The 22196-nt window shown below is 71.8% G+C and carries 29 protein-coding genes and 1 pseudogene; 14 read left to right on the top strand and 16 right to left on the bottom strand.

The genetic code is table 11. The features are described from left to right. Positions 1-131: 131 nt before the first annotated feature. Positions 132-287, bottom strand: a complete 156-nt coding sequence (locus AB0K51_RS12870) for a hypothetical protein (RefSeq protein WP_363453666.1) — start codon at positions 285-287, stop codon at positions 132-134. 158 nt (positions 288-445) lie between these two features. Next, positions 446-1141 carry a TetR/AcrR family transcriptional regulator C-terminal domain-containing protein gene (locus AB0K51_RS12865; protein ID WP_363453664.1) on the bottom strand — a complete coding sequence of 232 codons (696 nt, stop codon included), beginning with the start codon at positions 1139-1141 and terminating at the stop codon, positions 446-448. Positions 1142-1267: 126 nt separating this feature from the next. Between AB0K51_RS12865 and AB0K51_RS12860 the strand changes: the two genes are divergently transcribed. The 3 genes from AB0K51_RS12860 to AB0K51_RS12850 all read left to right on the top strand — a co-directional run bounded on the left by AB0K51_RS12860 (position 1268) and on the right by AB0K51_RS12850 (position 3055). Next, positions 1268-1879 carry a hypothetical protein gene (locus tag AB0K51_RS12860; RefSeq protein WP_363453662.1) on the top strand — a complete coding sequence of 204 codons (612 nt, stop codon included), beginning with the start codon at positions 1268-1270 and terminating at the stop codon, positions 1877-1879. Positions 1880-1915: 36 nt separating this feature from the next. Beyond that, a complete protein-coding gene (locus tag AB0K51_RS12855; RefSeq protein WP_363453660.1) occupies positions 1916-2089 on the top strand; it encodes a CsbD family protein in 174 nt (57 codons plus the stop codon). A gap of 609 nt (positions 2090-2698) precedes the next feature. Next, a complete protein-coding gene (locus AB0K51_RS12850; protein ID WP_363453658.1) occupies positions 2699-3055 on the top strand; it encodes a PRC-barrel domain-containing protein in 357 nt (118 codons plus the stop codon). Between the two features lie 282 nt (positions 3056-3337). Here the strand turns inward: AB0K51_RS12850 and AB0K51_RS12845 are convergent, their stop codons facing one another. Together AB0K51_RS12845 and AB0K51_RS12840 are read right to left on the bottom strand one after the other, a co-directional pair. Further along, complete coding sequence (locus tag AB0K51_RS12845) at positions 3338-3688, bottom strand: hypothetical protein (protein WP_363453656.1); 351 nt, start codon at positions 3686-3688, stop codon at positions 3338-3340. Continuing rightward, positions 3663-4349, bottom strand: coding sequence for a hypothetical protein (locus AB0K51_RS12840; protein ID WP_363453654.1), 687 nt, complete (start codon positions 4347-4349; stop codon positions 3663-3665). The genes AB0K51_RS12845 and AB0K51_RS12840 overlap by 26 nt, the downstream gene beginning before the upstream one ends. Before the next feature lie 110 nt (positions 4350-4459). Here AB0K51_RS12840 and AB0K51_RS12835 point away from each other — a divergent pair, with 110 nt between their 5' ends. From AB0K51_RS12835 to AB0K51_RS12820, 4 genes are all read left to right on the top strand, one after another. Beyond that, positions 4460-4897 (top strand): Hsp20/alpha crystallin family protein, encoded by a 438-nt coding sequence (locus AB0K51_RS12835; protein WP_363453652.1) that lies wholly within the window; start codon positions 4460-4462, stop codon positions 4895-4897. A 133-nt stretch (positions 4898-5030) separates the two neighbouring features. Beyond that, positions 5031-5330 carry an STAS domain-containing protein gene (locus AB0K51_RS12830; RefSeq protein ID WP_363453650.1) on the top strand — a complete coding sequence of 100 codons (300 nt, stop codon included), beginning with the start codon at positions 5031-5033 and terminating at the stop codon, positions 5328-5330. 52 nt (positions 5331-5382) lie between these two features. Next, complete coding sequence (locus AB0K51_RS12825; RefSeq protein WP_363453648.1) at positions 5383-5787, top strand: DUF2267 domain-containing protein; 405 nt, start codon at positions 5383-5385, stop codon at positions 5785-5787. 57 nt (positions 5788-5844) lie between these two features. Continuing rightward, positions 5845-6243, top strand: a complete 399-nt coding sequence (locus tag AB0K51_RS12820) for a DUF2267 domain-containing protein (RefSeq protein ID WP_363453646.1) — start codon at positions 5845-5847, stop codon at positions 6241-6243. Positions 6244-6716: 473 nt separating this feature from the next. Here AB0K51_RS12820 and AB0K51_RS12815 read toward each other — a convergent pair whose 3' ends face one another. Then, on the bottom strand, positions 6717-7076 hold the full coding sequence (locus AB0K51_RS12815) for a hypothetical protein (RefSeq protein WP_363453644.1): 360 nt from the start codon (positions 7074-7076) through the stop codon (positions 6717-6719). Between the two features lie 839 nt (positions 7077-7915). On the opposite strand from AB0K51_RS12815, the gene AB0K51_RS12810 reads away from it, so the two are divergent. Together AB0K51_RS12810 and AB0K51_RS12805 are read left to right on the top strand one after the other, a co-directional pair. Beyond that, entirely contained in the window at positions 7916-8233 is a 318-nt protein-coding gene (locus AB0K51_RS12810) for a MerR family transcriptional regulator (RefSeq protein WP_363453848.1), read from the top strand. Between the two features lie 212 nt (positions 8234-8445). Continuing rightward, positions 8446-8604, top strand: a complete 159-nt coding sequence (locus AB0K51_RS12805) for a hypothetical protein (protein ID WP_363453642.1) — start codon at positions 8446-8448, stop codon at positions 8602-8604. 608 nt (positions 8605-9212) lie between these two features. On the opposite strand, the gene AB0K51_RS12800 is transcribed toward AB0K51_RS12805, so the two are convergent. From AB0K51_RS12800 to AB0K51_RS12780, 5 genes are all read right to left on the bottom strand, one after another. Beyond that, positions 9213-9533 (bottom strand): hypothetical protein, encoded by a 321-nt coding sequence (locus AB0K51_RS12800; protein ID WP_363453640.1) that lies wholly within the window; start codon positions 9531-9533, stop codon positions 9213-9215. Between the two features lie 279 nt (positions 9534-9812). After that, positions 9813-10622 (bottom strand): PhzF family phenazine biosynthesis protein, encoded by an 810-nt coding sequence (locus AB0K51_RS12795; RefSeq protein WP_363453638.1) that lies wholly within the window; start codon positions 10620-10622, stop codon positions 9813-9815. A 62-nt stretch (positions 10623-10684) separates the two neighbouring features. Further along, positions 10685-10834, bottom strand: a complete 150-nt coding sequence (locus tag AB0K51_RS12790; protein WP_363453636.1) for a hypothetical protein — start codon at positions 10832-10834, stop codon at positions 10685-10687. A gap of 1769 nt (positions 10835-12603) precedes the next feature. Continuing rightward, entirely contained in the window at positions 12604-12798 is a 195-nt protein-coding gene (locus AB0K51_RS12785) for a hypothetical protein (protein ID WP_363453634.1), read from the bottom strand. Positions 12799-12875: 77 nt separating this feature from the next. Continuing rightward, positions 12876-13148 carry a hypothetical protein gene (locus AB0K51_RS12780; protein ID WP_363453632.1) on the bottom strand — a complete coding sequence of 91 codons (273 nt, stop codon included), beginning with the start codon at positions 13146-13148 and terminating at the stop codon, positions 12876-12878. A 636-nt stretch (positions 13149-13784) separates the two neighbouring features. Between AB0K51_RS12780 and AB0K51_RS12775 the strand changes: the two genes are divergently transcribed. Continuing rightward, positions 13785-14594, top strand: coding sequence for an MMPL family transporter (locus AB0K51_RS12775; RefSeq protein ID WP_363453630.1), 810 nt, complete (start codon positions 13785-13787; stop codon positions 14592-14594). Here the strand turns inward: AB0K51_RS12775 and AB0K51_RS12770 are convergent. After that, positions 14543-14992 carry an SRPBCC family protein gene (locus AB0K51_RS12770; protein WP_363453628.1) on the bottom strand — a complete coding sequence of 150 codons (450 nt, stop codon included), beginning with the start codon at positions 14990-14992 and terminating at the stop codon, positions 14543-14545. The genes AB0K51_RS12775 and AB0K51_RS12770 overlap by 52 nt on opposite strands. 321 nt (positions 14993-15313) lie before the next feature. Between AB0K51_RS12770 and AB0K51_RS12765 the strand changes: the two genes are divergently transcribed. The 3 genes from AB0K51_RS12765 to AB0K51_RS12755 all read left to right on the top strand — a co-directional run bounded on the left by AB0K51_RS12765 (position 15314) and on the right by AB0K51_RS12755 (position 16983). Beyond that, complete coding sequence (locus AB0K51_RS12765; protein WP_363453626.1) at positions 15314-15640, top strand: hypothetical protein; 327 nt, start codon at positions 15314-15316, stop codon at positions 15638-15640. Between the two features lie 311 nt (positions 15641-15951). After that, positions 15952-16755 carry a hypothetical protein gene (locus AB0K51_RS12760; protein WP_363453624.1) on the top strand — a complete coding sequence of 268 codons (804 nt, stop codon included), beginning with the start codon at positions 15952-15954 and terminating at the stop codon, positions 16753-16755. Between the two features lie 6 nt (positions 16756-16761). Then, positions 16762-16983 (top strand): DUF6458 family protein, encoded by a 222-nt coding sequence (locus AB0K51_RS12755; RefSeq protein ID WP_363453622.1) that lies wholly within the window; start codon positions 16762-16764, stop codon positions 16981-16983. Here the strand turns inward: AB0K51_RS12755 and AB0K51_RS12750 are convergent. The 3 genes from AB0K51_RS12750 to AB0K51_RS12740 form a co-directional block, all read right to left on the bottom strand. After that, positions 16895-17674 (bottom strand): SDR family NAD(P)-dependent oxidoreductase, encoded by a 780-nt coding sequence (locus AB0K51_RS12750; protein WP_363453620.1) that lies wholly within the window; start codon positions 17672-17674, stop codon positions 16895-16897. The genes AB0K51_RS12755 and AB0K51_RS12750 overlap by 89 nt on opposite strands. 253 nt (positions 17675-17927) lie before the next feature. Further along, positions 17928-19433, bottom strand: coding sequence for a S53 family peptidase (locus AB0K51_RS12745; RefSeq protein ID WP_363453618.1), 1506 nt, complete (start codon positions 19431-19433; stop codon positions 17928-17930). A gap of 282 nt (positions 19434-19715) precedes the next feature. Beyond that, positions 19716-19937 (bottom strand): hypothetical protein, encoded by a 222-nt coding sequence (locus AB0K51_RS12740; protein ID WP_363453616.1) that lies wholly within the window; start codon positions 19935-19937, stop codon positions 19716-19718. A gap of 54 nt (positions 19938-19991) precedes the next feature. On the opposite strand from AB0K51_RS12740, the gene AB0K51_RS12735 reads away from it, so the two are divergent. Beyond that, positions 19992-20585 carry a sigma-70 family RNA polymerase sigma factor gene (locus AB0K51_RS12735; RefSeq protein WP_363453614.1) on the top strand — a complete coding sequence of 198 codons (594 nt, stop codon included), beginning with the start codon at positions 19992-19994 and terminating at the stop codon, positions 20583-20585. A 179-nt stretch (positions 20586-20764) separates the two neighbouring features. Here AB0K51_RS12735 and AB0K51_RS12730 read toward each other — a convergent pair whose 3' ends face one another. Both AB0K51_RS12730 and AB0K51_RS12725 read right to left on the bottom strand, forming a co-directional pair. After that, positions 20765-21514 (bottom strand): hypothetical protein, encoded by a 750-nt coding sequence (locus tag AB0K51_RS12730; protein ID WP_363453612.1) that lies wholly within the window; start codon positions 21512-21514, stop codon positions 20765-20767. A gap of 148 nt (positions 21515-21662) precedes the next feature. Continuing rightward, positions 21663-22066: pseudogene (locus AB0K51_RS12725) on the bottom strand (FAD-dependent oxidoreductase); the annotation flags it as partial. Positions 22067-22196 lie beyond the last annotated feature (130 nt).

The following is a 22196-nucleotide window of genomic DNA, read 5'->3' as shown; positions in this document are numbered from 1 at the left end:
TCGACCGGCCACGGGAACGGGAACGGGAACCGGATCACACCCGGGGTGGCCCGGAATACGAGCCGTTCCCACCCTGATGGGGTGGGAACGGCTCTGGTGCGGTGTCGGCGGGCGCAGGTGGGCGTCCGTGGTCACCAGTAGTGGCGGCGGCCGGCGACCTCGTGGCCGACTGCGCCCATGACCAGCAGGGTGACGCCGATGAGGGCGACGACGGCGCCGATGGTCCACAGGAAGGGAATTCCGGCGATGAGTCCGATGAGGAGGAGGATGACTCCGAGGACGATCATGGTGTGCTCCGTTTTTCTGCTCCCCCTGGTGTGATTCTCCGTCAGGATCTGCGGCGGGGAATGTGCTGCTTTCCCTTTCCGGGTCTTGGGCGGGGATCGTTCCTTTTCCTTTCGCTCGGCGGTCGACGCTTCCGGCCCCATTTTTCTGTGCAGGGGCGCTATGGGGGCGTGGTGGTCAGGCCGGTGAAGAGGATGTCGAGGCCGCGTTCGAGTTCGGCCGCGCCGTCGTAGGCGAGCAGTGTGTCGGCCAGGCTGCGCAGGTGCGGGAATTCGGCGATCGGTAGCCGGTATAGGCCCAGGCGCAGCAGGGCGTCGGTCTCGTCGGGGTTGTCGACCAGTTCCTGGAGTTCGTTGAGGATGTGGCCGTTGAGCAGTCCGAACAGGGCGCGGTAGGCGTGGAGGGCGCCGGTGTCGGTGAAGCCGGCGCGGGTGAGTAAGTCGAGGGTGGCTTCCAGGGGTCGGAGCGTGCCGAGCGGGCGCAGGGCCAGTGGGGTGGCGAGGGGCCGGGTGACCAGGAGCGGTACGACGTGCGGGTGGGCGAGTGCGATGCGGCGGAACTGTCGGGCGAGGGAGCGTAGTTGGCCCTGCCAGTCGGGGTCGGTGGGGTCGACGCGGAGTTCGGCGAGGACGGTCTCCGTGACGCCGTCGAGCAGGGCCGCCTTGTTGGGCGCGTAGCGGTACAGGCTCATCGGGTCGTGGCCGAGGGCGCGGGCCAGGCGGCGCATGGACATCCGCTCGACGCCCTCGCGGTCGATGATCTCCAGTGCGCAGGCCAGCACCCGCTCCCGGCTGAGCCTGTTGTCCGTCGGTGCGTCGCGTTCCTCGACTGCCGGGATCGCCGGTGGAGTGGTCATCTCGGCACCTTCCGTCGCTAGGGGTCACCGGTGGCCGACATAAAGTTTGTAGACCTACGGTGTATCTTTCAGTCTACTTCAGGAGTTAGCTGTAGGTATACGCCGTAGATCTTCTGGAGTGAAGTCATGATTGTTGTTCTCGGACTTTTCGTCCTGATCGCCGCGGCCGTCGTCGCGTTGGCCGGGATTTTCACCAACACCGGCGCCGCGCACGACCTGACGAGCAATTTCACGGTGTTCGGCCACCAGCTCACCGGTTCCACCGGGACGCTGTTCCTGTTCGGCATCATCGTGGGTGCGGCAGCCATGCTCGGCCTCGGCCTCCTGCTCGCCGGAGCACGTCGCACCTCGCGGCGCGGTGCCACCGCCCGGCACGGGCTGCGCGACTCCCGCCGTGAAACGGACGCGGCCACGAAGGACCGCGACACCGCGGTCGAGGAGCGGGACGCCGCCCGCGTGGAGGCGACCGCAGCCGCCGACGACCGGGACAGTCTCTCCCGGGAGCGCGACTCGCTCACCGACCAGCGTGACGCCCTCACCGAGCAGCGGAACGTCCTCACCGAGCAGCGCGACGACCTGCTCGACGGCGGACCGCACCGCGCCCACGAGCAGACCGCCGGGACAAGGACCGGCCCGATGCGCCAGCAGGAAGCCGTACCGCTCGGAGCTGGCGAGGCGTCACCCGCCAACGGGCACCGCAGACCCCACCTGTTGGGACGCGACGGCGACTCCGGCTGATCGCACACCGACGTGCAGAGGAAGGACAGAACCATCATGGGTATCGGCAAGAAGACCGCTCACAAGGCCGAAACGGTCAAGGGCGGCGCCAAGAAGGCCGTCGGACGGGCAACCGGCAATCGCAGCCTCGAAGCAGAGGGCCGCGCCGACCAGATGAAGGGCGACGCGAAGCAGGCCGGCGCCAAGGCGAAGGACGCGTTCAAGCGGTGACGGCCCGGTCGCGCGAGCGCCATGCACTCGTGCGGCCGCGGGCGGCCGACCACCCGGGGGAGGAGAAGGATTACACCATCTCTGAAATGTGGGGCTTCAGCACCGAATCGCTCCACACGCCCGGCACCGGTCTGACCGGCTACAGGGTCGAGGCCAGTGACGGCCACATCGGCAAGGTCGACGACGCTACCGACGACACAGCAGGGTGGTGGCGGCGACCGCCACCTGATCGGCCACGCCGGGCACCAGCTCGGGTCGATCTCCTCCAATGCCCGTCGCCGCTCCGGGGCGGAGGGCCCCGGGCTTGGCCTCGGGCACCTCCGCCGCGGCGCGCCGGGAGACGAGCCAGTTCCCGAGCTGGTGGCTGCCGATCGACGCCCGCGCCGGCTGAACACGCGCGCCTGTGGGCCGGTGCACACGATCTCCCGGTGTCGACGGAGATTGGGATTCGCGCCAGTGTGGCTCTGGTGGTGTCCGCGCTCGTGCGGGGGCAGGCTGGTACGTGTCCAGGTACTGAGTGCAGAGGTCGCAGCCACCGAGTGGTGTCGCGACCGGACGGTGATGGCGGCACGGGGACGTGCCGGGGTGGGGCGGCGCGAGGGAGTCACGGTGATCCAGGTAGGCGACATCCGCGAGTGGCGCACGCACGACGTCGTCGATGCGGGCGGTCACAAGATCGGCACGATGGAGGCGGTCTACGTGGACACCAGCACGGACGAGCCGGCCATGGCCACCGTGCAGGTGGGTTTGGTTACGCGGCACCGCCTGGTGTTCGTGCCCCTCGACGGCGCCTCGGTCGGGCCCGGGTACGTGAAGGTGGTCTACGACAAGGCGCTGGTGAAGGACTGCCCGGCGATCGGCACCGACGACGTCCTGCCCGCCGGCGACGAGGAAGCCGTCTTTCGGCACTACGGCCTGGACTACCAGCCGGGCGCCGGCGGGGAGCGCCAGCTCGCCCGCCGCTGAACGCCCCCGTCTCGCGCAGGGAGCCGTGTGACGGTTCCCTTCCTCGTGGTCGTCATCGTGGCGATCGTGCTGGGTGTCGTCGGTGTCGTCGTCCACGGCATGCTCTTCCTCCTTGCCGTCGGTGTCCTCCTTCTCATCGGGGACGTGGTGGGTTCCTCGCCGTCCGCTCGGCGCGCGGGCGGGGTTCTCGTCGATGACCTGTCCCCGCGGCCTCGCTTGCCGCCGGCGGGTTCCGACCGGCCGTGCTCCCGGCGTCGCGGTCGAGCCGTTCTGGAATCGGTGTCACGCGGGTACCGGGATGGCCGCCGGGTGGCTGTCGGCCGCACCGGGTTGTGCCGACTCGTCCGGAACGGTCCGTGCGCGCTGGTGGCCGACCGTTGCGGGTGGGCTCTCGACGGGGGCTTGCGCGGGTTGCGGCGGTGTGGCAGGGGTCGGGGAGTGTGGCGGCCAGGGGCGGTGGGCGAGGGAGTGGCGGATCGCTGCGAGCCGGGCGAGGTGGGCGTCGGCGGCGGCGACGGCTGCATTGCCGTGTTCGCGGATCCGGTGCTCGATGGCGGCGAGCCGGTCTTCGATGTGCCGCCAGCGTTCCTCGGCCGTGGTGCGGGGGTCAGATGCGTCGTTGGTCGCTGTCATGGCGGAGTCGGTCGGTGCGGGCGGTGAAGTCGTCGAGGCGGTCGGCGAGGTCCGGGTGCGCGGCGGCGAGGTGGGGGCGCATCTCGGTGAGGGGCGCGACCAGGTCGGCCGGGTCGGTGGAGCCGAGGGCGGCGGTGAGCGCGGCGACGGCGGGACGGGCCCGGGGTGCGAGGCCGGACGCGGTGGCGATCTGCGCGGCGAGGACGCGCAGGTCTGCGGCGTTGTCGCGGGCCCAGACGGTGACGGCGCGGTCGGCGGCTCGGCGGTCGCGTACGGCCTTGACCCGTTCGGCGCCGGTCTCCGTGTCGGCCGAGGCGCCGCCTGCGGGGCGCAGGCGCAGGTAGCGGTTCTCGGCGGCCTGGCGGCTGGCGACGCCCATGGGGTGGGCGAGGTCGGCCCAGGTGGCGCCCTCGGCGCGGGCGGCGTCGACCAGGCCGGCTTCCCAGCCGGCGAGTTCGGCGCGCAGTTCGCGCAGCAGCAGCAGGGCGGCCAGGGCGGGTTCCGGTCCGTCGTCCGGTGCGCCGGCCTCGGGCGGGGCGGTGTTCCGGGCGGTGCGGACGGCGTCGTCGATGGCGGCTAGCGCGGCGGCGGCGGCGAGGAAGGACGCCGGTCCCGTGGGCGGGGTGCCGCTGGTGGTGGGTGTGTCGGACCGTCTGCCCATGCGTGTCACTCCTTCGGCGACTCGGGTGTTTGTCATCGGATGGATGACATGTTAGAACGGTTTCAGGTGAAAGCGCACTGGCACCCATCGATCAGTGGAGGTGTTTCACGATGCTGATGCGCACCGATACGTTCCGTGAACTGGACCGTCTGACCCAGCAGTTCCTGGGCACGACCGGCACGTGGTCGCGGCCGACGCCGATGCCGTTGGACGCCTACCGCGCCGGTGACGAGTACGTGATCTGCTTCGATCTTCCCGGCGTGGACCCGGACGCGATCGACATCGACGTCGAGCGGAACATGTTGACCGTCAAGGCCGAGCGCCGGCCGCACCGCCAGGGCGACGACGTGAAGTGGGAGCTGTCCGAGCGTCCGCTCGGCGTGTTCTCCCGGCAGGTCATGCTCTCCGACACCCTCGACCCCGCGGGGATCAGCGCCGACTACGACGCCGGCGTGCTGACGCTGAAGATTCCGGTCGCCGAGAAGGCCAAGCCCCGCAAGATCGCGATCAGCCGCAGCAGCGGCGACCGCAAGCAGATCCAGGCCTGACCGGCCCCGGTCCGCCGTCCCGCACCGCTCACCCCCCGGCCGTGCGGGACGGCCACCCCGGCCGGCTCCACCGCCCGGCCCGTGGTCCAAGCCGTTCCACACCGCGCGGGCCGGGCTGACAGCGGAGGCCGCCATGCGCGACGACCAGGGACAACACGAATCCGTGGTGGTCCGGGCGTGCGGGGAGATCGACCTGGACACCGCGCCAGGCCTGCACAGGGAGTTGGCCCGAGCCCTGACGGAGCGGCGGGAGGTCGTACTCGACCTGTCGGGGGTGACGTTCATGGACTGCGCGGGCCTGGGCGCCCTGGTCCGGGCCCGCAACCAGGCCGAGCGGTGCGGCGCGCGCCTGGTCCTGCGCGGGGCCGGCGGCTGCGTGGTTCGGCTGCTCAGGCTCACCGGTCTGCACCGGCGCCTGACCGTCGAGCCCTGACCGGGCGCCGACGGTGTTCGCGCCGGTGCCGTGGAACGGAGGGAGAACCGCGGTGACTCTTCGATGGGAGGCGTTCCTGGAGGAGATCCGGGAGCGCGGTGAGTACGACACCCTTCAGGAGGCCGAGCGGGCGGCGCGTGTCGTCCTGGCCCTGCTCGGCGCCCACCTGGTCGGCCGCGTCCGGGCCGACCTGGCTGCCCGTCTACCGGAAACCCTCGCCCTGGTCCTGCTCAATCCGCTGCAGGCCGCCGAGCCGCTCAGCCCGGAGCGGTTCGTGCGCGCGACCGCGGCCTGGATCGAAGGTGCCACCGAGACCACGGCCCTGTGGGACATCGGCGCAGTCCTGTCCACGGTCGCCGACGCGGCCGGGGACGGCCTCACCGAGCAGGTCCTGCTCCAACTGCCGCCCGGCTACGACCTCCTGTTCGGCCGGCCCCAGCCCGGCCACCGCCCCTGACCATCCATCCGCGCCGCCTCGCCCGCCCGACCGGCGCCAGCCCGGAAGGCCACCGCCATGACCCGGTACCGCCTCTTCCTCCAGCAGGTCCGCACCCTCGGCCGCTACACCACCGACCAGGAGGCCGAGCGCGTCCTCACCGCCGTCCTGGCCGTCCTCGGCGGCCAGCTCACGGGAGAGGAACGCTGCGACCTGGCCGCAGCCCTGCCCGAGCAGGCCCGCGCGGTCTTCGCCGCGCAGATCCCGCTGCCCCAGCCGGTCACCGCCCCGGCCTTCGTCGAAGCCGTCGCCCGCGCCCTGAACACCAGCCTCGCGGGCGCCCGCTGGGACGCCTCCTCCGTCCTGGCCGCCCTCGCCGCCCTCGCCGGCGACCGACTCACCGACCGCGTCCTCGCCCACCTGCCCCGCGGCTACGCACTGCTGTTCGGCCGCGCCGACCTGGCGGTCGCCGCCTGAACGGACGGCGCCGCGGTCCTCAGGGCGGAGCGGCTGAGACGTCGACCAGCCATGTCAGGGCCCGCGCGACCCCGAGCGCGCGGCGGCGCTGCCTGCGCCCGGCGAGGGGCTCCTCCACGGTTCGCCAGGCGGCGCGTCGTTCGCTGTCCAACTGGACGAGGCTTGGCAGTGACCCCGGCAGCTCCGCGTGGGTGACCGGACCGTCGTGCCGGCGCCCGACTGCCCAGTCGCACGCCTCGCGGGCACCGGCGACTGCCGGGTCCGGGGAATCACCGGGCAGAGCGGACAGCACCGCGTTGACATCCCGCAGGGCGCGGATCCCGATCAACGCCCCGTCTGTGGTCATAGATCAGCGTAGCCCTGTCCGATCCGGCAGCGCCGACGCCGCAGTGCTCCTGAATCCCGCTCCGGCACGGGCGACGCCCAGCGGTCGTGCCGTCGCCTCCGCCTCGGGCCAGGTGCGATCGGGCCGGTCAGGCCGGGTACCGGCCGGCACCGGCGCCGTGGCGCAGCCCGTCCACCGGGCGGGCACCGGCTCCGCCGTCCCGACCAGGCAGGACGAGCGCGCCGCGCGCCGCGGTATCGGGAGTGGGATCGTCGTGCGCACCCGGTCGAGCTGTCCCGCGAGTGGGTTCCGGCGGGGCCGCCTGCGCCTGTGCCGGCCGGAGGGGAAGGGCGTCGCGCAGGACGTGCAGGTCGGCGACGGTGGCCAGTTCGGCGAAGCGTGCCAGCAGGCGGCGGACGGTGCGGTCGTCGCCGTCGTGCACGGCCTCGGTGATCGCCTCGATCAAGGCCGCCTGCCCCTCCCGGGCCGTCTGCGGTGCTGCGGACACCACGTCTTCCACTGCCGCCTCCCTGCGCGGTGCTGCTCGATGGCTCGGCGCGCGGCGGCGGCTCGGGGGGTGGCGCCGCCGCGCAGCGGGAGACTACCTCACCCGCAGGCACGGAAATATCTGTCCTCGCCGGAGTAGACATTGCTCGCGGGCGGGTCTAACGTTTCTCTCGTTGGAAGAAGTCGGCGATACCGGCCAGACATGAACTGGCCGGATTGTTGGACGGAAGTTCGCAGGTCGGTCCGGCAGTGGAGTTCCGAAGCCAGGCAGGTGCAGGGCGGCGACGGGGCTGGCTGCCGGAGCGGGCGGCCCGCAGGTATCAGGGGCTGCCGATGACGGTCTCGAGCAGTGTGCAGTTCGGCGAGTGCGGTACCAGCAGTCGCGAGACCGGCACGACCTCGGTGAAGGCGCCCAGACTGCGGGCGCGCGTGCCGAGGGCCCGGCAGGGGAGTTCCAGGCCAGAGCAAGCGCAGGACGGCCGACGGAACCTACTGGCGGGGTGCAGGACCAGCAGTACGCAACATGACAGGTCAGTACAGAGGACGAACGGAGGGCGCAAGCGCCATCAGGATCGCCCGGCCCGTGAGGACCAGCCCGGGCGGACACCGCAGACCCCAATCCAAGGACGGTGGTTTCCGGTCACGCATACGCGATCCCCGCACACCCCCCAGGGGCAGTGCGGAAGTCACAGGACCGGCCCAGGCCGGTAGATGGTGTTGTTTCCCCTTCGGGGCCCCGGGAGCCGACATGGCCCCGGGGCCCCTCGACGCGTTCTCCCCGAGAACCAGAGAGGTGCAGTGACTACCACGGCCCGCTACGACACGCCCGACACACCCGGCATGCTCGACGACGACGACTATCCCGCCTACACCATGGGCCGCGCCGCCGAGATGACCGCCACCACCCCCGGCTTCCTACGCGCCCTCGGCGAACACCGCCTCATCACCCCACTGCGCTCCGACGGCGGACACCGCCGCTACTCCCGCTACCAACTACGCATCGCCATGCGCGCCCGCGACCTCGTCGACCAGGGCACCCCCATCGAAGCCGCCTGCCGCATCATCATCCTCGAAGACCAACTCGAAGAAGCGCTGCGCCTCAACGAACAACTCCGCGCCCGCTCCCGGCAAGACCAGGAGCCCGACGCCGGCACGTGACCCCGCCCGATCCCAGGTCCGCGGCCCCGGCCAGGCGTGGCGGGGCGGCGACCCCAGGGCCCACCAGAGCCTGACCCGGTGCGCCTGCGCCCGTCGCATGCCGGAACCTCCGCCGGAGAAGGACGCTGCTCCCCGTCCTTGCCACCCTTCGTCTGAACAGCGGGAATGCACCTGCCACTCTCGGAAGGACCACCACAGCCTGGGGCGCTCCGGTGGCGGGTGGCACGTTCGCCGACACCGCCATGCGCAAGTCCGCCCAACTGCCTACCACCGCCGGTCGCTTCCTGCGCCTACGCGCCCTCACCGAAGCCGGCAACCGTGGACCCTGGACCAGCGCAAGCGAGATCATCCTCGCCGGCACACCGCTCTGACCCCACGGCCGACACCGCCCAGCCAACGCTGCGCCGCTCAGCCAGCCACGGCCGGCCGGCCGCCAACTCCAGCAGGACAGGGGCTGCCGACGGCTCCCCGGTAGTCGGCCTCGGCCGGCCGCGGGGCGGCGGCGGGGGAACCGTGCGAGGCCCTGCTCCCGGCGCCGCCAGCTCGTCCACTCCGCGCGCCTGCCGCGACCCGCTCGCCGAGCGGGTCGCGGCGGCGGAGCCGGATGCCGAGGACGCCACCGCCGTGGTCCGATCGGACCCGGTCCGCCTTACGAGGCGATCGGGCGGTCGGGCAGGTGGGCGGGCTCGGTGAAGAAGCCGCGGTAGAGGCGCACGTCGGTGGCCGGGATCTCGTGCCGGAAGAACACCAGGTCGACCGCGGGATCGTCGAGGTCTTCCGGCGCAGCGACGTCATCGGGCCGTACCGCTACCCGCTGGCCTGGGTGACGGTGTACGCCGAGGTGCGTCGAGCGGGGCGGACCCGGCCGGACTTCGGTATCGCCGAGGGTCCGGGCGAGCCGATCTACGGGAGCGTGCCGAGCTCCGGACCTGGAATGTACAGGCGTCGTGCTGGAACCTTCGGCTCCGCCGCTTCCCTCTCAGACCACCCGCCGGTCGGCGAGCGCGGCCACCTCGGTGAAGTACGCGCGGAACAACGGCTCCTCGTGGAGCGGGACCCGGAACTCGGGCGTGGTGCTGTACCAGAAGGCGGCCCGGTCGGTGCCGTAGAGCGCGGTGTTCGGGTCGCGTACGGTGCCGATGAACAACTCGCCGGGCCGGTCGGGCTTCTTGTAATGCACCAGCACCCCGAGCCACCGCAGCGGCGTCCGAAGCTCGGAGCTGCCCCTGGCGAACAGTTCGAACACTCCCCGATCCACGCGCAGATGCAGGCTCTCGTAGTCGAACGTCAGCGGCTCCATGGCGAGAAGATAGCCCGGCTCCCGGGGCACAGCGCCGCCACCCTCACCACGGCCGCCGCCGCCACGACCAGCACACCCACCACCAGGGCCGCCGGGTCGGGCGGTCTGCTCCCTGACCTCGAGGGTCCGCGCGGCGTGGCTGACTTCCCGAGGCAGGGTCCCCGGTGCCGTCCGCCGTTGCCGGGACGGGCGGCTGCCGTCTGCGGTCGCCCTGTCGCGGCCCGCTGATCCGATGTGTGGGCGGTTTCAGAGTCGGTCAAACGGAACGGGCCCGGCGGGTCAGCCGTGGAGTTCTCCGTCGATCACGGTGACGGCGCGGCCGGTGAGCAGGGTGCGGTCGCCGTGGAGGCGGGTGCGGACCAGGCCGGTGCGGGCGCCACCCTGGCGGCCGGTGAGGTCGTCGCGGTGCAGCCGGGCGGACCAGTACGGGGCGAGGGCGGTGTGGGCGCTGCCGGTGACCGGGTCCTCGTCGATGCCGATGGCGGGGAAGAAGCAGCGCGAGACGAACTGGTGGGCGCCGTCCGGGTCGTCGGCCAGGGCGGTCGCGATGACGCCCCGGGCGGAGAGGGGCGCGGCGGCGAGCGCGGCGAGGTCGGGGGTGAGCTCGCGCACGGTCTTCTCGTCGGCGAGTTCCACCACGAGGTCGCCCATGGCGGCAGAGGTGTCGTGGACGGCGACCGGCTGCGCCCCGAGCGCCTCGGCCAGGCCGGCGGGCACGTCGACGGGCGTGAGCGAGGAGGTGGGGAAGTCCAGGGTGATCGTGCCGTCGGGTTCGGTGGTGGCGGTGAGGATGCCGCCCCGGGTGGTGAAGCGGACCGTGCCGGAGGCGTTCAGGACGTGTGCGGTGGCGAGGGTGGCGTGACCGCAGATGTCGACCTCGGTGCGGGGCGTGAACCAGCGCAGTGCCCAGTCCGCGTCGCGGCCGGGCGGGAGGGGGTGGGCGAAGGCGGTCTCGGAGAGGTTGACCTCGGCGGCGACCTGCTGGAGCCAGGAGTCGGCGGGGAAGCCCTCGGAGCCCAGCAGCACCACCCCGGCCGGGTTCCCGGAGAACGGACGATCGGTGAAGGCGTCGACGATTCGGATGCGCATGGGCCGAAACGTACGGCAGGGGCGCGGCCGCGGTCCAAGGCCAATCCGAAACCGATGGACCGTCAGCATGTCCGCCGGGCGGTCGGGGTGACGGCCAGACAGGCCGCGATGCCTGTCGGGGTGGCGGGCAGCAGCGCGGTCAGGCCGAACCGGGCGGCGCGGGCGTGCTCGGGCGGCACCTCCAGGTCGGCGCCGGTGAGGGCGACGCCCATCGAAGTTGCCGAACACCAGCGACTCGAAGGCCTCGTCAGTCCCGCGCTCCACGCGGGACAGGATGTCCTTTTTCGGGTGGACCGCCGCCGTGCAGGAGCGGCGGTGTCGGGATCGGAGCCGGCGTGGCGCTTCTGCGCGGCATTCAGTGCTGCCCGTGCCTGTGCGACGGCCGGCACCTCGATTCCGCCGTGGTGCCGCAGGCGGTTCGCAGCGCTCTGGCGGACGAGCCGGATCGCACCCGCGTTCTGGAGGCGCCCGGAGGATGCCGGCCGCGCCGGCCGGGGTCCAGCCGTTACCCAGGAGGCGGGCGAGCGTGGCCGCCGCGCGACCGCGCCTGCCCACGCGTCCGGCGCACAGCCGGACCCGCCCGCTCGGCCGTGCCTCGAGCACGAGAAGCAGCAGTGCGAGGCGGTCGGTGGCCGCGCCGCGGCCCGTGCGTGCGGCCAGCAGGCCGGGGGGAGTGTCCGGCCTGTCGGGGTGGTGCCAGCCTGGGGCGAAGAGGCGCTCGATGAGGCGGAGCAGGGTCGCCAGCGACGGTCGGTCGAGAGCGAGCGGGTGATGGTGGTCGCGCGTGCGGACGGCGTCGACATGCTCCGGTATACCGATGTGGAGGCCGCTGACCGTGCCGGTGTCGCTGAACCGTCGGCGCGTCAGAAGGGTCGATGCTGCGCGTTGGCGGGCCAGTGACTGGTGGACCGCGGAGGCGCTCACCCCGAGCCAGCGGCCCATCTGGGGGGCTGTCGTCGTGGCGGCGCAGGTCCGGGCGAGTTCGGACTTCGCGAGGGTGACCACGCGCAGCAGGTGGTCGGTGTCGGTCAGGCCTGCGGCCGCAGGCGAGCGGAGAACGGCGAGGACGGCCGTCCGCAGCCGCCGGCGCGTCGCACGGTCGAGGCGCAGCGGATCGAGGCCGATCGCGGGCCGGGCGGTGTCGCCTTTCGCGGGCGGGGCAGGGTGGTCTGACGGTGTGTCACGGATCGCGGGGGCGCGCCTGTGCGCCCCTGCAACCGCGTGACACGCCGGAATGGTGTCAGGCATCATCGAGGGGTCTCTACTGGAGGTGGAGGCAGCACGATCCCTGGGGCGCGCTGCTGCTCCCGGGGGTGGCATCGCCTGTTGGACCCGCCCGGGGACGGGCGGTACACCGGGCGGCAGGTCCTCACGGAGGACGGCCGGCCGGTCCATCACCGGAACGACGTGAGCGCTGGCTCCGTCGATCCGGGTGGTGGTCGGTGGCGTGCCGTCGGGTTCCGGTGCCGGTAACACCGGTTGCCGGGCGGCAGCCCAGCGGCCCAGCCAGCGGGCCGCACGATGCCTCAGACCATGGCCGACTCCTCGCGTTGCCTCGTAGTGTCCGTCGTGCAGGCGCCTGCGGGAGGACGGTTGTCGCGCATCAGCTCAGTGCCCCTCAGTTCAGTGCCCCGTGGGCGGTCCGCCGTCGACGGCGAGGGACCTGTCCGGTGATGCAGCCGGCCTGAGGTCATGCCAGGGGCCGCGTGGGTGATCTTCTGTGAAGTCGTTCTCGGAAGCGTGAGCAGGAGCCTGTCCTTGGTGGTCCGGCGTTCGATACCGACGTCGACCGGGTCCTGTTCTTCGCGATCACGAGGAACGCGTCACCGACCTCGCTGTCCTGCGCGGTGTCGTACTGAACCGGCAGGAATCCCTCGGCTGGCGGCGTGGAGCGGTAGGCGATCGCGATGCGGTCTCCGGCTGCCTGACGCGCCAGGGCGATGGGGACTGAGCGGCTCATCGGAATCCCCGAGAGACGACTTCAGCCGGCCTGCTGGAGGATCGGCATGGTCTGACGCACCGTCCGGGAGTGCTCGAGCCGCCGGGACAGGGCCGCGGCGGCGTCCATCGTCACGTCGGAGAGACGCTCAGCACGCCGCTGCAGACACGCGTCCGGGGCGAGCAGGCTGAGCGAGCCCACGAGGACAGGCCCCCGCCACAGGGGGACGGAGAGCATCGCCCAAACCCACTCCGGTCCTCGCGGTGGCCAGCACCGACTTCTGTCCCGAGACCGGCGCTGCCATGGCGCGTGTCCTAGACCTGCTGGCCGCCCGCCTGACGATCGAAGAAGCCGAACAAGGACGGACCCACATTCAGCACGGCCAAGACCTCCTGAGCGACACCGTCCTCGGCCTCCTGATGGCTGGCCAGGTCAGCGCAGCCAAGAACGCGGCCGCAGGCCTCGGCCCCGGCACCCTGAACACCGAAACCGTCCGCACGTTCATCCTCAAAGTCCCCCGCACACAGCGCCCCTCGACCATCCAGCAGTGCCGCGAGACCATCAGCGACCTTGTCGCCCTCACGCACAGCGCGCCCGGCGCTACCTCGGCGGCAGCCGTCCGCTTCCCCTCAGCGAGACCGCCACCGCCTACCAGGACGGAGCCCGTGCTCTCACCATCGCCGAACGCGAACCCAGCCACATCCACCTCTACAACACCGCGGTCCACCTCTCCCACGTCCTCGACCAACACCACGCCGCAGCCTGGGCCCGACAGCAACTGCGCCCGCTACTCGAACTCCCCGAGCCTCGCCGGCTCACCAACACGGCCATCCAGACCGAAACCCGCTGCGCCGGCTCGGGAGCCCATGACCTCGTCCTCGCGATCAGCGTGGTCGGCGACGCACCGATCGGCCCACCGGCTGGTAGCCCGCTTCCCTGTCAGGACCTGGGCAGGGCGGAATGCGTGGCACCGGTGGACGACCGCCCCAATTGACACAGAGACGCGACCGCCGCTACGAGTAGGCCCCCTCTCCGTACTCCGAGCCCGCCGCCGTCATTACATGCGGCGTGGCCACCTGTGGGACGGGATAAAGACCAGTTGGCGCGGTCTCGCTCCTTGGCCTCCCACCACCAGTCGGCACGCGCGTATCCGACGGCGACGGTGTGTGGGTGGCTGGTGCCCAGCAACCGCACTCGATCGGCCAACAGCGCATCGAGGGGCCATGTTGCTGCTCCTGCTCCGATCGCGAGGGTCGGCGGCCGAGGCGGCGGCGGGGTGGCCGGTGCAGCGCCCCGGGCCGGTCGGCGGCGCGGTGGCCCGCGCCGTCCGCCACACCGGCCCGGCGATCGCCACGGCGGGCCTGGTCCTGGCCGGCTCCTTCGCGACCCTCGCGACCATCCCGGGCAGCGAGCAGGTCGCCTTCGCGATGACGCTCGGTATCCTGCTCTCCGCCGTCGTCCTCTCGCTGGTCCTCGTCCCCGCCGTGGCCGCCCTCCTGGGCCGCACCCTCTGGTGGCCGCTGCGGCCCACCCCGCGCCACGGCCCCACGGTCCAGGCCCCGGACCGGGTGCCGGTCTCCTGGCCACCCGCCCCCTGCTCGACGTGCCCACCGCAGGCCCGGCCCGCCCTCGCGGACCGGGCCTCGGGGCGTGCTCCGGTAGCCCGGGGCCGGCCGCCGCCCGACCGGTACGGCGCATCGGCGCCGCCTTGGCCCGGCAGCAACCGGCCGTGCGCGAGGCCGAGTTCGGCCCTCTCCCGGACCGCGAGCTCCGGCGGACGGCTGGTGTCGGAGGGAGTGCGCGCGGCGCGGGGCTCACCGTCTGTGGGCACCCGGCCCGCCAACGGCTCCACCGTCCACCAGACCGCCGTCCCGGTTCGACCGGCTCTGTGGCCACCGGCCGGTGTTCGCGACCAGCAGGTGCGCCGCTCCGGCGAGCGGTACCGGGTGAGGCCGGTGCTGGGCCGGCTCGCGGTGGCGGATCAGATTTGGCCGCGCCAGGCGCCGGTCTCCGCTGCGCGCGACTCGATGTAGTCCTTGAAGTGCCGCAGGTCGTCGGTGGTCTGACGGTGGATGAAGCCGAGCCAGTCGCCGACCGTCTCGACCAGGCCGTGCGGCTTGTGCGCGAGCTGCAGCATCACCTTCGTCCTGCCCTCGTCCAGTCGGTGGAAGGTCACCACGCCGGCCTGGTGCAGGTCACCCGAGACAGTGGTCCAGGCGACCCGCTCGTCCGGGATCTGCTCGGTGATCCGGGCGTCGAACTCCCGCGTGGTGCCGCCGACCCTGACCACCCAGTGGGTCAGGTCGGGCGATCGCTGCTCGATCCGCTCGACGCTCGACATGAACAGCGGGAAGTCCTCGAACTGCGTCCACTGGTTGTAGGCCACCGAGAGGGGGACGGCGATCTCGATCGATTCCTCGACCTGCGTCATCGGGCTCACTCCGATCGGGAGGGGATGGGGCTGCGCCACGCCTTCCCCCTCGAACCCGGGTCAATCCTCGTGGCCGGGCCGTCCGGTACCACCCCTCGACTCGTGCCGGACGATCGGCCGGCCGCGCGTTCTGCGCGGAGGGCTCGGCGGTCTCCGCGCCCGTGACGAGCGGACCTGACGGCCCGAGCGGGACTCCAGCCGCTGCCCACCCCGGCTTTTCGGTGTGACGATCGAGGAGAGACGCACGCCAGCTGCACCCGCAGCTGCACGCCACCGCGTCCCGACGCCACGAGCGCGTCGCCCCGACGTCAGGCCGTAGCCATGACCGACTTCGTCGTCTCCCTGCCCGGCACGTTCAAGCAGGAGGTCACCGAGGCTGCCAGGACGCAGCTGCTCAGCGCCTTGCACGGCAACGACCCACAGGAAGTCGGCACGGATCCGCAGGACCTGGACCTGCTGACCCTGAACGACGGCGGGTCGACCTTCACCCTTCGCCTGGAGGTGACGGCGGAGGACAGCCGCGCCGCCGAGCACGAGGCCCTGGCGCTCGCCTCCCGTGCCCTGGCCGCGGCGGGCTTCCACGAGGACACCGCCCTGCTCGGCCGGCCCGCGATCACGTCCATCGACAGCGCGGCCGACCAGGACTGACCGTCAACGGGGGCACCCGGCGGTGACAGCAGGGGACCTGCGGGTCCGTGCGGCTCACCGGTGGACAGGGCTCGGTTCCGAGTCCCGTGCCGCTTCCCGCAGACGCGGCCCTCAGGACACCGGTCCGTCCGATCACCTGACGCCTCGTCATCGCCCGAGCGGTCGGCGCCCGGCGCCGGCCCGGACACTGCGCGTCGCTCGCGGGCACACCGTCCACCTCGCGCTTGCTCCCTGCTCCGCCGGAGGTCCCATCCGCCCCCCCCGGGCCGGCAGGGCGACCACCGGGGGAGTGCGAGGAGTACCTCGGGCGGGTGGGGCTATACGACCGCCGGATAGCGATCACCGACCTGGGCCTGCACACCGTGCGGGACACCGCCGACGCCGTCCGCAACGGCCACAGCGGCTCGGTCGACCTCGGTCGGATCACCCCCAAGGGCGCCGGGGGCGAGGACGCGGGCGACGCCGGGCGGGCGTACTTCCTCAACACGTTCAGCATCGGCGTCTACCCCGAACTGGTACGCGCCCGCGAGTCGTTGGAGAGGTGCCTCGGCAAGTGGCCCGCCCTGGCCGTCGGCCTGGTCCGGGTGCTCGCCCAGGGCGAACCCACCCGCGCCGTCGTCATCGGCCGGGAGCGCAGCCTCTGGCTGCTGTTCGCGGGCAACGGCCGCTACGACCCGCCCGGCTTCGCGCCGAGCTTCCGCCGCGACCTCACCGACGGCGCCCTCGACGTCCGGATCGTCGACGGCAGTCACCCCTTCGCCCGCACCCGCCTGGTCGCGGCGTTCCTCACCGGCACGCTCGCACGCTCCCGGGTCTACCGCTCGGCGACCCTCTCCCGCCTACGCGTCGACGGCATCCACGACACCGAGCACTACGCCCGCGACGGCGAGGTCGTCCACGCCGCCGACACCCTCCTCCTCGACAAGGCGCCCCGCTCGCTGACGGTCTACCTCCCGGCCACCGACCGACCGCGGCCGGAGCGGGACGGACGTCCTCGGCGACGACGTCGACGCCCAGACGCCGGAGACGCCCCGCACGGCCGACCCGGACTCGGGCCGTGTCGATTCCCGAATCCGGGGCAGCAGAGAACCGACACGACGACAGAACTGGGGTGAGGAAACGTGGGTATCGGTGGCTGCGTTCTGCTGGCCGCTCTGGGCGCCGTACTGGCTTTCGGGGTGGACTGGCACATGTCCGGCGTCAACGTCCATGTCGTGGGCTGGATCCTGATGTTCGCAGGACTCCTCGGCCTGCTCACCTACACGACCGTGCTCCGACGCCGCCGACTCGGCGGCCGCGTCGGGGCCGACGAGGTCGTCGAGGAACGGCGCTACTACGAGTGAGCCCCACAATGGTGCGGGCGACCGGCTGTGGCCCGCCGGCCGACCGCTGGATGCGGGTGAAGAGGCTCGCGGCACGGTCGTGGACACCAGCATCGGCGTGGACAGCGGTGAGGGCGGACAGATCTTCCTGCGCCCGGTCCCAGAACGGGGTCGCGACGGTCCCGGGCTCGATGAGGACCACCTGCACGCCGTAGCGGCGGGTCTCCATCCGCAGGCTGTGCGTCGCCGCGCTGAGCGCGTGCTTGCTGGCCGTGTACCAGCCGTTCATCGGCGCCGGGATCCGCGCGGAGACAGAGGACACGGTCACGATCCGGCCCCGGCCCCGCTGGCGCATCGCGGGCAACACCAGCGTGCACATCCGCAGCGTGCCTACGAGGTTGACCTCCAACACCTCACGGATCCGGTCCTCCGACAGCTCGGTGATCGCCCCCGTCAGCGGAATGCCGGCATTGGCCACCAGCGCGTGGGGGCCACCGTCCGTGAGATCTGCCGCCCTCGCAACGGCCTCCCGGCAGGACACCGGGTCGGTCAGGTCCATGACCACCGCGTCCAACACCAGCCCCTGGGCGCGAGCGGCGCGGACCAGTGCGTCGGCCTTGCTCTTGGAACGGGCGGTCCCGATCACCTGCCGCCCCTTGCGGGCCAGGAGCAGCGCAGTGGCCAGCCCGATCCCGCTGGTCGCACCCGTCACCAGCACGCTGACCGGCCAACCGGCGCCGCTTGTCCGCTCATTCACAACTCAATCGCTCCAAAGGTATGCCAGCGACCGTCCCACCGTGAGCCAGCCCTCGGACAGTCTCCGGGCCCGGCCTGGGCGGTGACGGAACGTGCCTTTGGTGGCAACGACCGTGCACCCGCTCGGGTCACGCACCGCCCGCTTACTGGGCGTTTCGTCCCTGACCCGGTGGTCATGTTCCGCGCCAGGTCAGGGACGAAACGCCCAGTCAGGCGGGGCTGTCGGCCTTCAGCCGCTGGAGCAGCGCGGTGCCGTCCGGTACGCCGAGCCCGGTGCAGGCGTCCCAGCCGGGGCCGGCTGTGAAGGCTCCGATGTCGCCCTGGATGATGTCCCGGAACCCGACCGGGGAGGCGCCGGCCGTGGCGCCGTCGTAGAGCAGGGGCTGCATCAGGCCCAGCGGACGGCCGAGGGACTCGGCCAGACGGCAGGCCAGGGCCGCCCACAGCGGTGCCACGGCGCTCGTCCCGCCGACGACCATGCGCTCGCCGTCGACCAGCACCTCGTACCCGGTGGTGGGGTCGGCGACGGCGGCGACGTCGGGCAGGCCGAGGTGCTGCTTGCCCGGGGTGCCGTTCGGCACGCCGACGCCGTTCTGCCAGATGGGCTGGGTGTAGAACTTGCTGACGCCGCCGCCGGACGCGGACTTGGGCCCGTTGTTCCAGACCCGTTCCATCCGGATCGCGCCGGTCTTCCGGTCGGCATCCAGGTGCGTCCCGCCGCAGGCGAGGGTGCCGGGGCTGGAGGCGGGGTAGTCGGCATGCGGCTTGCCGTCGACCTCGCCGTCGCTGCTGCCGTTGTCGCCGGCCGCGGCGCAGACGGTGACGCCGAGGGCGGCGGCATCTGCCAGGGCGGCGTCGAGATCGTCGCGGCCCTGCTTGGTCCACCGCTCCTCGTTCGCGCCCCAGCTGATGCTGACCGCGGTGGGCGTGGTCGTGGCGTGCACCGCGGCGCTGACCGCGTCCGCGAAGCCCCGCAGGGTGTTGTGCGCGAAGTAGACCATCTGCTTGGCGCGGGGCGCGAGCGCGCCCGCGACCTCGATGTCGAGCAGCACCTCGCCGTCGGCGCTGTTCGGGTCACCGTTCGGCTTGTTGGCGGCGCCGTTGACTCCGACCGCCGTCACGCTGGGCGTCGCGATGCCGAGACCGGAGAAGTACGCGTCGAGGTCCGCCTGCGTGAAGCCGCCGTCGAGCTCGATGATGGCGAGGTGGTGCCCCAAGCCGTCGGTGTTCGGAGGGAACCTGTAGATCTTGCCGAGCTCCACCGGCGTGTAGCTCGTGCGGGCCGCAGCCGGCTTGAGTCGGTGGATGTGAGGCTTGGCCTGGGGCCGGTCGTCCATGCCGAGGACCGCGACCACGGCGTCCTGCCAGTCCGCGAGGATCTGCAGTTCGCCTTCGCGCTGCCGGTGCGCGACCAGCTCGCCGCCGTCCGGGTGCCGACTCTCGACCATTTCGAGTGATCCCGGGTCGACCACGGCACGGATCCGGCCCAGCGGACCGCTGATCTTGATCCGGCGGGAGCCCTGGTCGACCTCGGAGACCCGGAGCCCCTGCTCCTGCGCCGTGCGACGGATCATCTCCACGTCGGCCGGATCCGCTCCGTACCGCTCGGCCAGCTCCTGCCGGCTGATCGTCTCCGGGCCCTGGACCAGGGAGTCGGGAATCTCCGCCCGGCGCCGCAGGACGAGGGTGAGGTCGATGAGCTGGGAATCGTCCACAGCTCCCACGGGGCGAGCGTCGGCAGCGGCCGTGCGCGCAGATCCGGGGAGTGGGACCAGTCTGTTCGTTGCCATACCGAAAGTATTCTCTCGAGCACTCTCTGCAGGCGACCGCTGAACGACTGACACCACGCCAGCAGACCCACTGCGAGCCCGTCCCGGACGTCCGGAGGGCAAGTAGAGCGCGGCCCGCAAGAAACGCCGACGGTCCCGGCCCTCTCTTTTGCCGAGGGCCGGGACCGTCGCTGCAGCGCGGTGATCAGCCGATGCGGCCGAGGTGGATCACGAGTCGGACGACGCGGCCGTGCCCGGCATCGCCTTCAGGTTGAAGGTGGCGAGCACCGGCGAGTGGTCGGAGGGTTTGCCGTGCGCGGCGGCCGGGTGGGCGCCGATGACGTTGGGCAGCTGGCCGTTGCCGGTGGAGACCTTGTCGAACTTGGCGAGCAGCGCGTGGCTGATCAGGATGTGTTCCAGACGTAAGAATCGCGGAGGTGCTGGACACATCCAGGGTGGAGACCGAGGTAAGGGGGCAGGGTGGGTGCGGCTGAGGAGTTCAGCGTGCTGTACGGCGAGCATCATGCGGCGGTGCTGCGCTATGCCCACCGGCGGGTGGGCGCCGACAGCGCGGGCGACTTGGCGGCGGAGGTGTTCGTCGTCGCGTGGCGGCGCTGGGCGGAGGTGCCGGCTGAGCCGTTGCCGTGGCTGTACGGGGTGGCGCGGAACGTAGTGGCCAATCATCTTCGCGGCCGGGAGCGCACCGAGCGGCTGGCCGCGCGGTGGGAGGCCGAACCACCGGTGCCGGTGCGGGACGTGGCGGAGCAGGTGGTCGCTCGTGACGGTGTGTACGCCGCGTGGGCGCGCCTGGGGGAGCGGGACCGTGAGGTGCTGGCCCTGATCGGCTGGGAAGGCACACACCCCGGCGGCGCGAGTCGGCCGGCAAAGCAGCAGCCAGCCGACCAACGGCGCGGCCCCGTGGCCCCCGCGAACCCCAGTCGCGGGCAGGCGCCGGGGCCGCGCCGCCTTCTCGGGATCGTCGGCTACCAGGTCACGGGCACGGTGGCGCGCAGCAGCCGGACTGATTGCTGCGCGGTGAGGCGGCCAGCCTCCCCGCCGATCGAGCGGCAGTACGTGATGAGCATCTGGCTTGCGTAGCCGGTTCACGGCTTCCTGCTCACCGAGGTTGTGAGGCAGTCGGACCAAGGAGAACAAGTTCCCTGTCGAGTCAGCTTGTCTGGCCCGGCTCGGGCACACCCGCCCCGCCACGAATCGGACGGCTTGTCGGCGGTGGTTTCGCGATGTTCTCCAGCCGGGGGTGCCGTCACGTCGACCTGTCAGGCACCCCAGCGGGCGACGACGGCTTCCGCGACATCGAAGGGTCTGCCGCATTCCGCGCATTGGGCCGTACCGAAGACGTAGGTCAACTTGTGCGCGAGGTCGGGGTGGCCGTCCGCGAGGATGCGCTTGTGCAGTCTGCCGGCCAGGCCCTGCATCGCCGAAGGATCCCGCGGTTGGAGGGGGAACTGCTTGGCGGGAGTATGGAGCATGTACAGGCTGTCGGTGGTCGAGAAGTAGCCGTGTTCGCCGAAGACGATCGAGTTCTCGGCTTCGCACGCAGGGCAGGGCAGTTCGTACTCCTCGCCGTTGAGGCCGTCGATCTGCTCGCCCCAGACCTCGATCCCCTCGAAGCTGAGCAAAGTCCCCAGGAGCTGGACGTAGTTGAGTGGGTCTTCGGCCAGCTCGGGATCTCGCAGGGCTTCTTCGGTGAGCTCCCGCATCTCGGCGATCTCCGCGGAGTGGGACACGTAGGGATCTTCCCCGTTGTCGGGCCGGTCGATGCTGGCGACGATGGCACCGGCCAGGTAAAGCGGTTCTCTCCGCTCCGTCGGCGACCAGCGCCGGGCCGCGTCGGCCAGGGCCGGAAGCGCCGCGTTACTGGCCGAGTAGACCGTGCCCTGGTGGCACAGGGCGGACCAGAGCTCGTTCCAACAGGAATCGTGCGGGTCCGGGCTCATGGCGTCGAGGAGGCCGGGGATGTCTTGGGCAGTGCCGTACGCGTGGCTGAGCTGGGACCAGTCCGTCATGCAGCGGATTCAAGCAAATGGCGCCCGCATGCCCACCGCTGGGCCCCCTGGGCCGGACAGAGCCAGCTCAACACGCTGACGTTATAGGGAAGATCAGCACGCCCTGCCACAGGGCCCCGTTGTCGTCGAGCTCGGCGACCAGAGCGAGGAAGAAGCCGTCGCAGGTCGCGCACCAGGACACCCCGCGGCCCGACAGCTTGTCCTCGCCATCGACGCCGAGCTTGCGTTAGCCGGAGCCGGTGGCGATGATCACCGCCTTGGCGCGGTGGACCGTGCCCTCGGAGTCGGTGAGCAGCTTGACGTCGCCGGTGAGGTCGTCGTCGACCATCTCGGCGCCGAACTTCTCGGCCTGGGCCCGCATGTTCGTCATGAGGTCGGGGCCGTCGACGCCGTCGGGGAAACCGGGGAAGTTCTCGACCTCGGTGGTGGTGGTCAGGGAGCCGCCGACGAATATGAGCTGCCGAAGAGCAGCGGGCGCAGTTGGGCGCGGGCAGTGTAGAGGGCGGCGGTGTATCCGGCGGGGCCGGAGCCGATGACGACGACCTCGCGCACCCCGTGGGTGTCCTGGTTCGCGGTCACGGAGGTGCTCAGCCCTCCCTACGTTGTTGGTTGGGATGAGCGAGCCACTCGTAAGGTTGGCTCACCCAGGGGTGTCGGGTGTGGCTCTCAGCCCTCTGCCGTC

It is taken from the genome of Kitasatospora sp. NPDC049285, from assembly GCF_040678815.1.
Lineage (GTDB): Bacteria > Actinomycetota > Actinomycetes > Streptomycetales > Streptomycetaceae > Kitasatospora.
This window is presented reverse-complemented; position numbering and strand designations above follow the sequence as displayed.

Excerpts from the sequence above, each read along its gene's own strand:
- AB0K51_RS12795 (WP_363453638.1), bottom strand. The coding sequence starts at position 10,622 with ATGCGCATCCGAATCGTCGACGCCTTCACCGATCGTCCGTTCTCCGGG.
- AB0K51_RS12740 (WP_363453616.1), bottom strand. The coding sequence starts at position 19,937 with ATGTGTCCAGCACCTCCGCGATTCTTACGTCTGGAACACATCCTGATC.
- AB0K51_RS12845 (WP_363453656.1), bottom strand. The coding sequence starts at position 3,688 with ATGACAGCGACCAACGACGCATCTGACCCCCGCACCACGGCCGAGGAA.
- AB0K51_RS12860 (WP_363453662.1), top strand. The coding sequence starts at position 1,268 with ATGATTGTTGTTCTCGGACTTTTCGTCCTGATCGCCGCGGCCGTCGTC.
- AB0K51_RS12770 (WP_363453628.1), bottom strand. The coding sequence starts at position 14,992 with ATGACGCAGGTCGAGGAATCGATCGAGATCGCCGTCCCCCTCTCGGTG.
- AB0K51_RS12820 (WP_363453646.1), top strand. The coding sequence starts at position 5,845 with ATGACCCGGTACCGCCTCTTCCTCCAGCAGGTCCGCACCCTCGGCCGC.
- AB0K51_RS12830 (WP_363453650.1), top strand. The coding sequence starts at position 5,031 with ATGCGCGACGACCAGGGACAACACGAATCCGTGGTGGTCCGGGCGTGC.
- AB0K51_RS12800 (WP_363453640.1), bottom strand. The coding sequence starts at position 9,533 with ATGGAGCCGCTGACGTTCGACTACGAGAGCCTGCATCTGCGCGTGGAT.
- AB0K51_RS12865 (WP_363453664.1), bottom strand. The coding sequence starts at position 1,141 with ATGACCACTCCACCGGCGATCCCGGCAGTCGAGGAACGCGACGCACCG.
- AB0K51_RS12790 (WP_363453636.1), bottom strand. The coding sequence starts at position 10,834 with ATGGGCGTCGCCCTCACCGGCGCCGACCTGGAGGTGCCGCCCGAGCAC.
- AB0K51_RS12765 (WP_363453626.1), top strand. The coding sequence starts at position 15,314 with ATGACCGACTTCGTCGTCTCCCTGCCCGGCACGTTCAAGCAGGAGGTC.
- AB0K51_RS12810 (WP_363453848.1), top strand. The coding sequence starts at position 7,916 with ATGCTCGACGACGACGACTATCCCGCCTACACCATGGGCCGCGCCGCC.
- AB0K51_RS12855 (WP_363453660.1), top strand. The coding sequence starts at position 1,916 with ATGGGTATCGGCAAGAAGACCGCTCACAAGGCCGAAACGGTCAAGGGC.
- AB0K51_RS12840 (WP_363453654.1), bottom strand. The coding sequence starts at position 4,349 with ATGGGCAGACGGTCCGACACACCCACCACCAGCGGCACCCCGCCCACG.
- AB0K51_RS12775 (WP_363453630.1), top strand. The coding sequence starts at position 13,785 with ATGTTGCTGCTCCTGCTCCGATCGCGAGGGTCGGCGGCCGAGGCGGCG.
- AB0K51_RS12870 (WP_363453666.1), bottom strand. The coding sequence starts at position 287 with ATGATCGTCCTCGGAGTCATCCTCCTCCTCATCGGACTCATCGCCGGA.
- AB0K51_RS12785 (WP_363453634.1), bottom strand. The coding sequence starts at position 12,798 with ATGCTCTCCGTCCCCCTGTGGCGGGGGCCTGTCCTCGTGGGCTCGCTC.
- AB0K51_RS12730 (WP_363453612.1), bottom strand. The coding sequence starts at position 21,514 with ATGACGGACTGGTCCCAGCTCAGCCACGCGTACGGCACTGCCCAAGAC.
- AB0K51_RS12835 (WP_363453652.1), top strand. The coding sequence starts at position 4,460 with ATGCTGATGCGCACCGATACGTTCCGTGAACTGGACCGTCTGACCCAG.